Origin of the sequence: Massilia aurea (assembly GCF_040790145.1) — a bacterium.
Classification (GTDB): domain Bacteria; phylum Pseudomonadota; class Gammaproteobacteria; order Burkholderiales; family Burkholderiaceae_D; genus Telluria; species Telluria aurea_C.
The window spans coordinates 131,672-145,047 of record NZ_JBFMMP010000011.1 but is presented as its reverse complement, the minus strand read 5'-3'; the positions used below and the strand labels follow the sequence as shown (position 1 = coordinate 145,047).

Here is a 13,376-nt window from a genome sequence, read left to right as displayed (position 1 = left end):
GCCGTCACGAATGCATCAGTTCTAGCGAGCTCTGGCATACGACGGCGTCAACTGGCATCATGGCGGATTGTTCGCAATGATTTAGGAAGGAAAGTCCCGATGGCGGAAATCAGTATCGTCCAGCAACACAGCCTGAGCCCGGCTGCGGCACGTACGGCGGCCGAGCAAGTGGCGCAGCGTATTGCTGCCGAATATGGACTGGCATGCCAGTGGGACGGCGACGTGCTGCGCTTCGAGCGCAGTGGCGTGGAAGGGGTGTTGACGCTGGAAGACCAGCAAGCGGCGATGCGGATTCGCCTGGGATTCTTCATGGGCGCGTTCGCGCCGGCCATCGAGGCCAAGGTGGCGGAGAAGATGCGCAAGACCTTCACCGCCGCATGATCGGCTAGCCTGCCAATCAGCCAATCAGCCTTTCAGCTCTTCGATCAGATCGATGTATTGCTGCTGCGCTTCTTCTTGCGAGGTGCCGGCCAGACCGGCCCAGGCGTCAAACTTGGCGCGCGCCACGAAATCGGTCATGCCCGGACGCTCGCCGGTGGCGTCGCCGCTCGAGCCCTGCTTGTACAGCGCATAAATCTTCAGCAACGTCATATTGTCCGGACGCTCCGACAGATTCTTCGAATCGAGCTGGGCCTGGTTGAACTGTTCTTGCACGCTCATGAAAAACTCCTGTGATGGTTGGTTGCGGTATTGTCGCTTGGACAATGCGGCAGGCATCTTAGCGCAGGAGACAGGGCCGATCCGGGGATTCGGTCGTACTTTAGAGGGGAACTTCAAATGCAGGATAACGCTGGGAGCAGCGCAGGGAACAGCCTGCCACGCGCCGCTTGACGGGGGCGCATGGCAGAAAATTTACGACAACGCTCAGACAGCCAGCAGGTCGACGTCGAAGATCAGGGTGGCGTTTGGCGGGATGACGCCGCCGGCGCCGCGCGCGCCATAGCCCAGGGCTGCAGGAATGGTCAGGCGACGCGAACCGCCGATTTTCATGCCTTGCACGCCTTCGTCCCAGCCGCGAATGACCTGGCCGGCGCCGAGTGCGAACTCGAACGGATCGCCGCGGTCCTTGCTCGAATCGAACTTGCTGCCGAGGCTGCCGTCGTCGTTGCGCAGCCAGCCGGTGTAGTGCACGGTGACGTGCTGGCCAGCCTTGGCTTCGTCGCCGGTGCCGGTGACGAGTTCTTCGTATTGCAGGCCAGAATCGGTAGTGATGGTGGACATGGTCTTCCTTGTTGTTCAGATTGAACGCCGATTGTAGTGCATGGGTCGGGAAACCGCCAATCGCCAAGCCAGCCGTGCGCCGCGTGGCCGGCCGGCGCCGTCCCGTAGAATGCGCTTTTCGACCATCCATCTGGAGCCGCCATGCCGCACGCCGACAGCGCGAACGTTATTCCCGGGACCGCCCCCATGAAGGGTGTCCTGCTCGCCTGGCGGCGCGCGCTGCGCGCGCAGTTCAGCGGCCGCATGCTGCTGCTCTCGCTGGTTCCGCTGCTGCTCTCGCTCACGCTGTGGGGCGTGGCGATGTGGTCCGGCCTGCAGCCGCTGCTCGACTGGCTGCACGGCCTGTTCGCGGACTATGGCGGTTTCGACACCAGCAACAGCATGCTGGGCATGCTCGGCCTGGGCATGCTCAAGGTGATGGTCGTGCCCCTGCTGGCGATCGCGCTGCTGCTGCCGCTGATGATTGCATCGAGCCTGCTGTTCATGGGGATCGTGGCGATGCCGGCGATCGAGCGCCACGTGAGCGGCCGCCACTTTCCAAAGCTCGAGAAGAAAGAGGGCGGCTCGTTCATCGGCAGCCTGGCGATCAACCTGGGCAGTTCGGCCGCGTTCGCACTGCTGTGGCTGTTCACGCTGCCGCTGTATGCGGTGCCGCCGCTGGCCTGGCTGGTGCAGGCCAGCCTGTGGGCCTGGGTCACGTCGCGCGTGATGAGCTATGACGCGCTGGCCGCGCATGCCAGCCCGGCCGAGCGCCAGGCGTTGATGCGCCGATGCCGCCCGGCGCTGCTGGCCATCGGCCTGGCCTCGGGCCTGGCCGGCGCGCTGCCGGGCATCGCCTGGATGGGCGGCGCGCTGATCTCGGTCGTGCTGTTCCCGGTGTTGGCGCTGGTGTCGCTATGGCTGTACATCATGATCTTCCTGTTCGCCGGACTCTGGTTCCAGTACTACTGCCTCCAGGCATTGGAGGAATGGCGCGCGCCTCAGGTCATACCCCGTCCCCAATCCGACACGTTCATGTAAATCAGCCGTGCGCTGTGCACCGTCCGGGTTGCCCATGCGTTAACTGCCGGTGTCGGGCGTGCTTGCAGCCCGTGATGTGTTGCCGCCAACAGTTGTGACAGCCGAGCATGCCTTGTAGTCATGCCATTGCGCCAACTCGTTGTTTTTTTGCGAAAATATTCCAGTTAAAGCCGATTTGTTAAACGGTATCTCGCGTGTGACGTATTGATGTGGTGGAATATTACCTATGGACGGGGCGATCTGGAGTGGGATTGCACTGCTGAAATTTGTGAACTAACAGACACCACAATCACTCGAACGGACCAGCAGCGATACGGATGGCGAGCAGGTTGGCGGGGGTTGCAAGCGTTTTGATTCGGACCGGTTAAGCCATCATGGAAAGTATTCGTCGCCTCGTGCGACCAAGCAATGTATTCGGCAAGCGCGCCGCCAACTCGCGGAGCGAACCGTCCATGGACGGCGCAGTTGCCGAGCCCGTCGTTGCCTCAGCGAGCGCTGCGGCAGCGTCGGGCGCTGCTGCGTCCGCACCTGCACCTGCGCCTGCGCCGGGTGCGACCGGCGACGTGCCCTTGTACGAAGCATTCCCGCACCTGGCCGGCAACGGCGGCGTGCCGGGCGGCCCTGCGGGCGGTCCGGATCAACCGCCGCCGGCCCCGCGCAAGCGGCGCTGGAAGCTCTGGCTCGCCCTGATCGGCCTGCTGCTGTTCGCGATCCTGGCCGCCTGGGCCGCGATGGAAACCCGCACCTCGCGCCTGCAGGCAAAGATCTTTGCCGACATGGCCAGCGAACTCACGTTCCGCATGGCCAATGGCCCGAGTGATTCGATCCGCTTCCCGGCCGCCAGTCCGTACGACACCCGGCTTGGCTATGCCGGCCTGCCGAAATACCTCGAACGCCTGCAGACGCGCGATTACGCGATCGCGTCGCAGGCGCGCATTTCGCCGCAGATGGTCAAGATGGCCGACCTGGGCCTGTACGCCACGTACCATGAGAAAACCAAGGTCGGCCTCGAGATCCTCGATTGCCGCGCCCAGCCGCTGTTTACGTCGCGCTTCCCCGAGCGCTACTACGATAACTTCAATGCCGCGCCGTCGCTGCTGGTGCAAAGCCTGCTGTTCATCGAGAACCGCGAACTGCTCGACGCCAGCCACCCGCGCCGCAACCCGGCGGTCGAATGGGACCGCTTCTCGAAGGCCGTGTTCGACAAGACCCTGGCCAGTGTCGGCCTGGGCGGCGAAGGCCGCGTGGCCGGCGGCAGCACGCTGGCGACGCAGATCGAAAAATACCGCCACTCGGCCGAAGGCCGCACCGGCTCGCTGACCGACAAGATCATCCAGATGGCCTCGGCCACGCTGCGTGCCTATCAAGATGGCGAAGACACGACGGGTTCGCGCCGTCAGGTCGTGCTCGACTACCTGAACACGGTGCCGCTGTCGGCCAAGCCGGGTTACGGCGAAGTCAACGGCATCGGCGATGGCATGTGGGTCTGGTACGGCCGCGACTTTTCCCAGGTCAACGCCATGCTCAAGGGCCCGATGACGAGCCCGGAAGCCGTGATGGCCTACAAAGAGGCGCTCTCGCTGATGATCGCCCAGCGCCGCCCGGCCTATTACCTGGGCGCCGGCGAGAACGACCTTGAAACCCTCACCAACAGCCATCTGCGGGTGCTGACGCAGGAGGGCGTGATTTCGCCGCAACTGCGCGACGCCGCCCTGAGCGCCAACCTGAAACCCGCGCTGCACACGGGGGTGGCGCCGCCGCCGGCGGACGCGTTCGTCTCGCGCAAGGCAGCCAATGCGGTGCGCAACCACGTTGGTTTCCTGATCGGCGACGCGCGCCTGTACAACGTCGACCGCCTCGATCTGTCGGTAGTCTCGACGCTCGATGGCAATGCCCAGCAGGCCGTCACGGCCGCGCTGCGCAAGCTGTCCGACGCCGAGCACGCCAAAGAGGCCGGCCTGACCGGCAAGGGAATGCTCGGCAATGGCGACCCGGCGCAAGTGGTGTACAGCTTCACGCTGATGGAGCGGGGCGAGCACGTCAATTACCTGCGCGTGCAGACCGACAACTATGACCAGCCGCTCGACATCAATGAGGGCGCCAAACTCGACCTGGGCTCCACCGCCAAGCTGCGCACGCTGGTAACCTACCTCGATATTGTCGACCAGTTGCACAAGCGCTTTGGCGTGATGGACAAGATCGCCCTGATGGGCACCGAGGTCGATCCGAAAGACCGCATGTCGCTGTGGGGCCTGGAGTATTTCAAGACGCTGCCCGATGGCGCCGACCGGGGCCTGAAACCCATGCTCGACGCTGCCATGGCGCGCAAGTATTCGGCCAACCCGGGCGAGCGCTTCTTCACTGGCGGTGGCCTGCACACGTTCGGCAACTTCAGCAAGCTCGACGACAGCCGCATCATGGACGTGAACCAGGCGCTGCGCAGTTCCACCAACCTCGTGTTCGTGCGCATGATGCGCGACGTCGTGCGCTACTACATGTTCCAGTTGCCGGGCTCGTCCGCGCAGCTGCTGGCCGATGCCGACGACCCGCGCCGCGCAAGCTACCTGGCGCGCTTTGCCGACAGCGAAGGCAAGGTCTTCATGGCCAAGTTCTGGAACAAGTACAAGGGCAAGACGCCGCAAGAAGTCGAGGCGCTGCTGTTCTCCAGCGTGCGCCCGTTGGCGTCAAAGCTCGCTGCGGCCCACCGCACCGTGGCGCCGAACGCGACGCTGGCGCAGTTTGGCGCGTTCATCGATGCGTCGGTGCCGGCCGCCAACGAGATCGATCCGGATCGCATCCCGAAACTGTACGAGACGTATGACCCGCGCAATATGTCGCTGGCCGACCGCGGCTACGTGGCGTCGGTGCACCCGCTCGAACTGTGGCTGGTGAGCTATCTGCGCACCCATCCAAAAGCGAGCTGGTCCGAGGTGACGGCCGCCAGCGTGAAAGAACGCCAGGAAGTCTACCAATGGCTGTTCAAGACGCACCGCAAGCACGCGCAGGACAACCGCATCGCCGGGCTGCTCGAGGTGGAAGCGTTCTTGAAGATCCACGCGCAGTGGAAAAAAATGGGCTACCCGTTCGACTCGCTGGTGCCGTCGTATGCGACCACGCTGGGCGCTTCGGCCGACCGGCCGGCCGCGCTGGCCGAGATGATGGGCATCATCGTCAATGGCGGCGTGCGCAAACCGATCGAGCGCATCGATTCGCTGCACTTCGCCAAGGCCACGCCGTATGAAACGCTCGTGCGCCGCAACAAGGGCGGCGGCAAAGAGCAAGTGCTGGCGCCGGAAGTCGCGCGCGCCGTGGCCGACGCCATCCAGGGCGTGGTCTCGGACGGCACGGCCAAGCGCGTCAAGACCGCCTTCGTGCAGGCCGACGGCAGCATCATCGCCGTGGGCGGCAAGACCGGTACCGGCGACCAGCGCTTCGACGTGTATGCGCGCGGCGGCCGCCTGGTCGAGTCGCGCTACGTGAACCGTTCGGCGACGTTCGTGTTCAACATCGGCGAACGCTTCTACGGCAGCATGACGGCGTACGTGCACGGGCCGCAGTCTGAAAATTATGACTTCACCAGCGCACTGCCGGTGCAGTTGCTCGTCACGCTGGCGCCGAGCCTGATGCCGATGATCGAACCGCCGGTGGCGCCGGCTCCCGTGCCGGGGCAGGCAGTGGCGGCCGCGCCGCGGACGTGCGTGCGTTGACGCCAACGCATGAACCATCGGGCGCGCCGGTCAAGGGCCTGCGCGCCCGCCTGCAAAACTTCAGCATCGTCTCGCTGCGCGACCTCGTCGTGGCCACCGGCCCGACGATCCTGATGGTCACGGCCGCCGTGCTGCTTGCCTACTGGTGGGTCGACCCGGCGCCGCCGCGCACCCTGCGGCTGGCCACCGGCCAGGAAAATTCCGCCTACGAGCAATTCGGCAAGCAGTACGCGAGCGTGCTCGCGCGCGACGACATCACCGTCACGCTGCAGGGCACGCTCGGCTCGCAAGACAATCTGCAGCAATTGCTGGCCGGGCAGGCCGACGTCGCGTTCGTGCAAAGCGGCTCGACCGACGACAGGGTGGGCAACGCCGACAGCGCCGAGCGGCGCGGCCTGGTGTCGCTGGGCAGCCTGTTCACCGAGCCGGTGTGGCTGTTTTTGCGCGAAGAGGCGCAGGTCACGCGCCTGACCGACCTGCGCGGCAAGCGCATCAACCTGGGGCCCGAAGGCACCGGCGTGCCGCGCCTGCTGCGCCAGGTGCTCGACGCCAACAATATCGAAGCGAAAGAACTGACCATCAGCGACCTGGCCAACACGCCGGCCACGGTCGAACTGCTGGCCGGGCGCATCGATGGCCTGGTGTTCAGCTCGGCGCCGGAAGCGCCGCTGATCCAGATGCTGCTGCAAACGCCGGGTATCCGCCTGTTCGACTTTGCGCAGGCCGAAGCCTATACGCGGCGCCTGCCGTTTTTGACGCACGTGGTGCTGCCGCGCGGGATCGTCGACCTGGGCCGCAATATCCCGAACCAGGAATACCACCTGATCGCGCCGACCGCCACGCTTGTCGCGCGCGAGGAAATTCATCCGGCGCTGGTGGGCCTGCTGGTCAAGGCGGCCACCGAGATCCACGGCGGCGCCGGCTGGTTCCAGCAGCAGGGGCAATTCCCGTCGCCGAAGTACACCGAGATCCCGGTCGCACCAGAGGCGGCGCGCTATTACCGCGACGGCCCGCCGTTCATGCAGCGCTATATGCGCTTCTGGCTGGCCAACCTGGCCGAGCGCTTGTGGGTCGTGGTGGTGGCGCTGACCGCGCTGTTGATTCCGCTGTCCAAGATCGTGCCGCCGATCTATGTCTGGCGCGTGCGCTCGCGCGTGTACCGCTGGTATGGCGAACTGCGTGCGATCGAACAATCGCTGGAAGAGAGCGGGGCGGATGCCGACGAGTCGGTGCGCCAGGAATTGCTGCGCCGCCTGAACGGGCTCGAAGACCGCGTCAATCATATATCGGTGCCGCTGGCCTATGCGGACGAGCTGTACCGCCTGCGCAGCCACATCCACCTGGTGCGCGAGCGGGTGCGCGGCGTGCATGAGGAACTGCCGGCGGCCTGAGCATTTCTGCCTGGAATCCGATTACACTTGGCGTCCCCAGATATTTTTTCGAAGGTCGTCATGATCCGCCGTACGCTTCCCGCCCTTGTCCTCGGTCTCTTGCTTGCCGGCGGCTCGGGCATCCCTTCCGCCAGCGCCGCTGCCAGCGCTGCCGACAGCGCCAAAGACAGCAAGCGCCCGACGCGCGAAGCCTATACCAAGTACGAATACCGGATCCCGATGCGCGACGGCGCGCACTTGTTCACGGTCGTGTACGTGCCGAAGGACAGCGCCCGCAGCTACCCGTTCCTGATGCAGCGCACCCCGTACAGCGCCGGCGTGCGCGCCGAAGGCGAACTGCGCTACGGCGTGGACTGGCTGCCCGAGTCGCTCGGCCCGTCGCGTGAATTCGAGGAGGCCGGCTACATCTTCGTGGTTCAGGATGTGCGCGGGCGCTATATGTCCGAGGGCACGTGGCAAGAGATGACACCGCACGGCAAGGCCAGGCTGGACAAAGGGGAAGGGCGCGAGAGCGAAGACATGCACGACACGGTGACCTGGCTGCTGAAACACATCCCGAACAACAATGGCAAGGTGGGCATCTGGGGTATCAGCTATCCCGGTTTCTACGCCGCCGCCAGCGTCATCGATTCGCATCCGGCGATCAAGGCCGCCTCGCCGCAGGCGCCCATTGCCGACCTGTACATGGGCGACGATTCGTACCACGGCGGGGCCTTCAAGCTGGCCGCCAATTTCGATTTTTATGCAGCTTTTACCGCGGCGCCGAATCCGACGCCGCTACCAAAAACCGGCAGCGAATTCGACTACGGCGTGGCCGATGGCTACGATTATTTTCTCAAGCACCGCACGCTGGCGAACATTGCCGCCACCATGACGGCCACGCAGCGTGAGCTGTTCATGCCGAACATCGAGCACGACACCTACGACAGCTTCTGGCAAGCGCGCGCCATCGGCCCGCACCTGAAGAACGTGAAGGCGGCCGTGCTGACCGTGGGCGGCTGGTTTGATGCCGAAGATGCCGCCGGCCCGTTCATCGTGCACCGCGCATTACAAGGGCAAAACAGGGGCGGCAACCATTCGCTGGTGATCGGACCCTGGGTGCATGGCGGCTGGGCGCGCGGCGACGGCGCCCTGCTGGGCCACGTCAAGTTCGACGCGAAGACGAGCGAATGGTTCCGGCGCGAGGTCCAGTTTCCGTTCTTCGAGCAGCACCTGAAAGGCATCAAGCCCGCGAAAACGCTGGCGCCGGTGACCGTGTTCGAAACGGGCAGTAATGTCTGGCGCCAGTACGACGCCTGGCCACCGAAGCCGGCCAGGGCGCGCACGCTGTACTTTGGCGCGGATGGCACGCTGGGCTGGCAGCAGCCTGCCGCGACAGAGAATAAAGGCGCCGGTTTCGACGAATACGTGGCCGACCCGGCGCGCCCGGTGCCATATATCGGCTACCCGGCGCTGGGCGTGCCGCGCGAGTACATGGTGTCCGACCAGCGCTTTGCCGCCACGCGGCCGGACGTGCTGGTGTACCAGAGCGCCGTGCTGGAAGAAGACGTGACGATCGCCGGGCCAGTGACGCCGAAACTGTTCGTGTCGACGAGCGGCACCGATGCCGACTGGGTCGTCAAGCTGATCGACGTCTACCCGAGCAGCTATCCGACGCCGGCGGCCGAGCGGGGCAGCGACGTCGGCCCGCCAACGGTGAGCCTGGGCGGCTTCCAGCAACTGGTGCGCGGCAATCCGCTGCGCGGCAAGTTCCGCAACGGCTACGAGAAGCCCGAAGCCTTTGTGCCCGGCAAGGTGGAACCGATCAAGTACGACCTGGGTCAAGTGAACCATACCTTCCGGCGCGGTCACCGGATCATGGTGCAGGTGCAAAGTTCGTGGTTCCCGCTGATCGACCTGAATCCGCAGACCTTCATGCGCATTCTTGACGCCAAGCCGGAAGATTTCAAAAAGGCGACCCAGCGTGTGTACCACGCGCCGGGCACGGCGTCAGGATTGGAACTGATGGTGCTGCCGAACTGAGCGCCTACGCGCCCACCCACGGCAAGCCGGCCGTGCACCAGCCGCCAATCGTCTTGCGATGCCCGTCGCCATCCCGGTCGCCCTCGAAGCCTTCGAGGATGTCGAAGGCGCTCGCGTAGCCCAGTTCGGTCGCCACGCGCGCGCTGTGCCGCGAGCGCACGCCCGAGCGGCACAAAAATAGCAACACGTCATCCTTGCCTGCCACGCGTTCGAGCTGCGCGCCGAAATCCGGATTCGGTGCGCCACCCGGATACGTTGCCCACTGCACCGCCAGGTGCTGGGGTTCGCCGATCGCGACACGTCCCACCCAATCGCGTTCGGCATTGGTGCGCACATCGACCAGTTTGACGTCTGGCCCGCATTGGAGCAGATCGAACGCTTCTTGAGGCGTCACCGCACCAGCGTAGGGCTGGCCAGCGCCACGTTGGCGCGCTGCTGCGAGAATTTGTTCTTTGGTCATGTTCGTTGAGTCCATTGTTAGTCCATCGTCACCGATGCACCATCGTGGCGCGCTGTGACGTGCGCTGATTTGGTGCAAACACGTAGAATTGCCCTTTGGTGGTGCAGACTGGCAAACATGTAAATCTTTCCAGCAGTCCCCGATCGAGTCGATTTTATGGGTAAACTAGCCCATTGCCCAAGAACGATTTGCGCATGTTCTCATGCACTGAAGTTGGTAGCGTTGTTGGCACAATTTGTGCTTCAACATGATGCAAGTTGTCGGTTCGCATAGACTGACTTCCCTTTTTCAATTAGGAGATTCCGAATGGCAAAGTCCGCCGCAGATGTAATGCAAATGGTCAAAGACAACGAAGTCAAATTCGTTGATTTACGCTTCGCCGATACCCGCGGCAAGGAACAACACGTCACGGTCCCGGTGTCGCACTTCGACCTGGACAAATTCGAATCCGGTCACGCTTTCGACGGTTCGTCGATCGCCGGCTGGAAAGGTATTGAAGCGTCGGACATGCTCCTGATTCCTGACGCGAACACCGCGAACCTCGATCCATTCATGGAAGAGACCACGCTGTTCATGCAGTGCGACGTGATCGAACCGTCGGACGGCAAGGGCTACGACCGCGACCCGCGCTCGATCGCCAAGCGCGCTGAAGCCTACCTGAAATCCTCGGGCATCGGCGACACCGCCTACTTCGGTCCGGAACCAGAATTCTTCATCTTCGACGCCGTGCGCTGGAAGCTCGACATGTCGGGTTGCTTCGTCAAGATCGACTCGGACGAAGCATCGTGGTCGACCGACAAGGAAATCGAAGGCGGCAACAGCGGCCATCGTCCAACCGTCAAGGGCGGCTACTTCCCGGTGCCACCGGTCGACTCGTTCCAGGACATGCGCTCCGAAATGTCGCTGATCCTCGAATCGATGGGCATCCCGGTCGAAGTGCACCACCACGAAGTCGCTGGCGCCGGCCAGAATGAAATCGGCACCAAGTTCTCGACCCTGGTCGAGCGCGCCGACTGGACCCAGAACATGAAGTACGTGATCTGGAACGTGGCCCACAGCTACGGCAAGACCGCGACCTTCATGCCAAAACCGATCAATGGCGACAACGGCTCGGGCATGCACGTGCACCAGTCGATCTGGAAAGACGGCAAGAACCTGTTCGCAGGCGACGGCTATGCAGGCCTGTCGGAAACGGCGCTGTTCTACATCGGCGGCATCATCAAGCACGCTAGAGCCCTGAACGCGATCACCAACCCGGGCACCAACTCGTACAAGCGCCTGGTGCCGGGCTACGAAGCGCCGGTCAAGCTGGCTTACTCGGCCCGTAACCGTTCGGCCTCGATCCGCATCCCGCACGTGGCGAACCCGAAAGGCCGCCGCATCGAGACCCGTTTCCCGGATCCACTGGCCAACGTCTACCTGTGCTTCGCAGCGCTGATGATGGCCGGCCTGGATGGTATCCAGAACAAGATCCACCCGGGCGAAGCGGCAACCAAAGACCTGTACCACCTGCCGCCTGAAGAAGACAAGCTGATCCCGACGGTGTGCGCATCGCTGGAAGAAGCATTGGATGCACTGAACGAAGACCGCGAGTTCCTGACCCGTGGCGGCGTGTTCAGCGACAGCATGATCGATGCCTACATCGAGCTGAAGATGAACGAAGTGCAGCGCATGCGCATGACCCCGCACCCAGCCGAATTCGACATGTACTATTCGTCGTAATCGGCCCACACCAGATTGGCGCGAGAACCTGTCGCGCCGGTGTGGTGAGCAGGACAAACGCGGGGAAAGCCATGCTTTCCCCGCGTTTTTTGTTGCTTGGCGTTTATATTTCTTGGGGTATAGTCGGGCGCATCTACAATGCAGGTGCCTTGCGACCAACCGGGATGGGAATGACAAATAGTATGTTTCAGGCCAGCCTGGCCGTTTTTGCCTCCGTGCTGCTGTGCGCCACCGCGCACGCGCAAATCTACCGTTGCACCGACGCCAACGGCCGGCCCTTGTACACCGACACCAAGGTCGGCAAGTGCCAGCTGATCGACACCGGCTACAGCGCGCCGCCAGCGGCCTCGGCCCCGATCCCCGCGCCACGTTCGTCGGGCGGGGGCGGGTCGTCCAGTCCCAGCCCTAACCCGACCCCGAGCGCGGCGCAGTCGAACTTCCCGCGCGTGGATAACTCGCAGCAGCGCGCGCGCGACGACGAGCGGCGCGAGATCCTGGGCGATGAACTGCGCATGGAAGAACGCAAGCTCACCGACCTCAAGCGCGTGTTCAACAATGGCGAGCCGGAACGCCAGGGTAACGAGCGCAATTACGCCAAATACCAGGAGCGCGTGGCCTCCATGCGCGACGAAATCAATCGCAGCGAACGCAATATCGAAGCGCTGCGGCGCGAGATCGGCAATATCAAATGACCCTGCCACCGATGGCCCCGCCCGTGTATGACCCGGGCAACCCGGCACGCTACGCCGGCCTGGACTTGCTGGCCTCGGCCGTGATGATGGCCGGTCCGGACGGCGAGGTGGTGTACGCCAACGCCGCCGCCGAAAACCTGATGGAGCTGTCGTTCAAGTCGCTGCAGCGCCATCGCCTGCCCGACCTGTTTACCAATGGCGCCGAGATCGGCGTATTGATCACCCAGGCGCTGGTGCACCAGTACGCCGACCTGCGCCAGGACCTGACGCTGCAGCGCAGCGGGCGCGAACCGCTGCATGTCAACAGCATCGTCAGCGCGCTGGGCGATGGCACGGCCCTGATCGAACTGCGCGAGAACGTGCAGCAGCTGAAGCTCGACCGCGAAGAGCGCCTGATGGACCAGAGCCAGGCCAACAAGGAGCTGATCCGCAACCTGGCGCACGAGATCAAGAACCCGCTGGGCGGCATCCGCGGCGCGGCGCAGCTGCTCGAGCTCGAGCTGCCGCCGCACCATTTGCTGGAACTGCAAGAATATACCCAGGTGATCATCAAGGAAGCCGACCGCCTGCAAACGCTGGTCGACCGCCTGCTGGCGCCGCACCGCAAGCCGCATATCGTCGGCGACGTCAATATCCACGAAGTATGCGAGCGCGTGCGCAGCCTGATCCTGGCCGAATTTCCGCATGGCCTCTCGATCCGGCGCGATTACGATGCGTCGATTCCAGAATTTCGCGGCGATATGGAGCAGCTGATCCAGGTGGTGCTGAACATCGCCCACAACGCCGCGCAGGCCGTCGCCGGACGCATCGCGCAGGGCGACGCCGAGATCGTTTTACGCACCAGGGTGGCGCGCCAGGTCACGCTGGCCAAGGTGCGCTACGGGCTGGCATTAGACTTGCATATCATTGACAATGGACCGGGCATCGCGCCCGATATCCGCGACCGCATTTTCTATCCGCTCGTATCCGGGCGTGACGGCGGGAGTGGCCTCGGGCTGACGCTGGCGCAAACCTTTGTGCAGCAGCACCTGGGTGTGATCGAGTGCGAAAGCCGGCCTGGACTGACGGATTTCCGGATCCTGCTGCCCCTGCCATAAGCGGAGGCGGGCAGGCCGCCCCGACCAGTCCTTTATTGAATCCA

11 protein-coding genes are annotated in these 13,376 nt (G+C 63.9%); 8 read left to right on the top strand and 3 right to left on the bottom strand.

Annotation, left to right across the window (positions count from 1 at the left end; translation table 11 throughout):
• Positions 1–99 precede the first annotated feature (99 nt).
• Entirely contained in the window at positions 100–381 is a 282-nt protein-coding gene (locus AB2N08_RS15930) for a polyhydroxyalkanoic acid system family protein (protein WP_367611666.1), read from the top strand.
• 24 nt (positions 382–405) lie between these two features.
• Here the strand turns inward: AB2N08_RS15930 and AB2N08_RS15925 are convergent, their stop codons facing one another.
• Together AB2N08_RS15925 and AB2N08_RS15920 are read right to left on the bottom strand one after the other, a co-directional pair.
• Positions 406–660 (bottom strand): acyl-CoA-binding protein, encoded by a 255-nt coding sequence (locus tag AB2N08_RS15925; protein WP_367611663.1) that lies wholly within the window; start codon positions 658–660, stop codon positions 406–408.
• Between the two features lie 204 nt (positions 661–864).
• Positions 865–1,221, bottom strand: a complete 357-nt coding sequence (locus AB2N08_RS15920) for an FKBP-type peptidyl-prolyl cis-trans isomerase (protein ID WP_367611662.1) — start codon at positions 1,219–1,221, stop codon at positions 865–867.
• A 141-nt stretch (positions 1,222–1,362) separates the two neighbouring features.
• On the opposite strand from AB2N08_RS15920, the gene AB2N08_RS15915 reads away from it, so the two are divergent.
• The 4 genes from AB2N08_RS15915 to AB2N08_RS15900 all read left to right on the top strand — a co-directional run bounded on the left by AB2N08_RS15915 (position 1,363) and on the right by AB2N08_RS15900 (position 9,361).
• On the top strand, positions 1,363–2,241 hold the full coding sequence (locus AB2N08_RS15915) for an EI24 domain-containing protein (protein ID WP_370662427.1): 879 nt from the start codon (positions 1,363–1,365) through the stop codon (positions 2,239–2,241).
• Positions 2,242–2,615: 374 nt separating this feature from the next.
• A complete protein-coding gene (locus AB2N08_RS15910) occupies positions 2,616–5,948 on the top strand; it encodes a transglycosylase domain-containing protein (protein WP_367611660.1) in 3,333 nt (1,110 codons plus the stop codon).
• Positions 5,945–7,339: a TAXI family TRAP transporter solute-binding subunit gene (locus AB2N08_RS15905; protein WP_367611658.1), complete on the top strand. Its 1,395-nt coding sequence runs from the start codon at positions 5,945–5,947 to the stop codon at positions 7,337–7,339. The genes AB2N08_RS15910 and AB2N08_RS15905 overlap by 4 nt, the downstream gene beginning before the upstream one ends.
• 60 nt (positions 7,340–7,399) lie before the next feature.
• Entirely contained in the window at positions 7,400–9,361 is a 1,962-nt protein-coding gene (locus AB2N08_RS15900) for a CocE/NonD family hydrolase (RefSeq protein ID WP_367611656.1), read from the top strand.
• A gap of 4 nt (positions 9,362–9,365) precedes the next feature.
• Here AB2N08_RS15900 and AB2N08_RS15895 read toward each other — a convergent pair whose 3' ends face one another.
• Positions 9,366–9,821, bottom strand: coding sequence for a rhodanese-like domain-containing protein (locus tag AB2N08_RS15895; RefSeq protein ID WP_367611654.1), 456 nt, complete (start codon positions 9,819–9,821; stop codon positions 9,366–9,368).
• Positions 9,822–10,127: 306 nt separating this feature from the next.
• Between AB2N08_RS15895 and glnA the strand changes: the two genes are divergently transcribed.
• The 3 genes from glnA to glnL all read left to right on the top strand — a co-directional run bounded on the left by glnA (position 10,128) and on the right by glnL (position 13,332).
• On the top strand, positions 10,128–11,543 hold the full coding sequence (glnA, locus tag AB2N08_RS15890) for a type I glutamate--ammonia ligase (protein WP_367611652.1): 1,416 nt from the start codon (positions 10,128–10,130) through the stop codon (positions 11,541–11,543).
• A gap of 182 nt (positions 11,544–11,725) precedes the next feature.
• Positions 11,726–12,235, top strand: coding sequence for a DUF4124 domain-containing protein (locus tag AB2N08_RS15885; RefSeq protein WP_367611650.1), 510 nt, complete (start codon positions 11,726–11,728; stop codon positions 12,233–12,235).
• On the top strand, positions 12,232–13,332 hold the full coding sequence (glnL, locus tag AB2N08_RS15880) for a nitrogen regulation protein NR(II) (RefSeq protein ID WP_367611648.1): 1,101 nt from the start codon (positions 12,232–12,234) through the stop codon (positions 13,330–13,332). Before AB2N08_RS15885 ends, glnL begins: the two co-directional genes overlap by 4 nt.
• Positions 13,333–13,376 lie beyond the last annotated feature (44 nt).

Excerpts from the sequence above, each read along its gene's own strand:
- AB2N08_RS15895 (WP_367611654.1), bottom strand. The coding sequence starts at position 9,821 with ATGACCAAAGAACAAATTCTCGCAGCAGCGCGCCAACGTGGCGCTGGC.
- AB2N08_RS15900 (WP_367611656.1), top strand. The coding sequence starts at position 7,400 with ATGATCCGCCGTACGCTTCCCGCCCTTGTCCTCGGTCTCTTGCTTGCC.
- glnL (WP_367611648.1), top strand. The coding sequence starts at position 12,232 with ATGACCCTGCCACCGATGGCCCCGCCCGTGTATGACCCGGGCAACCCG.
- AB2N08_RS15915 (WP_370662427.1), top strand. The coding sequence starts at position 1,363 with ATGCCGCACGCCGACAGCGCGAACGTTATTCCCGGGACCGCCCCCATG.
- AB2N08_RS15920 (WP_367611662.1), bottom strand. The coding sequence starts at position 1,221 with ATGTCCACCATCACTACCGATTCTGGCCTGCAATACGAAGAACTCGTC.
- AB2N08_RS15885 (WP_367611650.1), top strand. The coding sequence starts at position 11,726 with ATGTTTCAGGCCAGCCTGGCCGTTTTTGCCTCCGTGCTGCTGTGCGCC.
- glnA (WP_367611652.1), top strand. The coding sequence starts at position 10,128 with ATGGCAAAGTCCGCCGCAGATGTAATGCAAATGGTCAAAGACAACGAA.
- AB2N08_RS15925 (WP_367611663.1), bottom strand. The coding sequence starts at position 660 with ATGAGCGTGCAAGAACAGTTCAACCAGGCCCAGCTCGATTCGAAGAAT.
- AB2N08_RS15930 (WP_367611666.1), top strand. The coding sequence starts at position 100 with ATGGCGGAAATCAGTATCGTCCAGCAACACAGCCTGAGCCCGGCTGCG.
- AB2N08_RS15910 (WP_367611660.1), top strand. The coding sequence starts at position 2,616 with ATGGAAAGTATTCGTCGCCTCGTGCGACCAAGCAATGTATTCGGCAAG.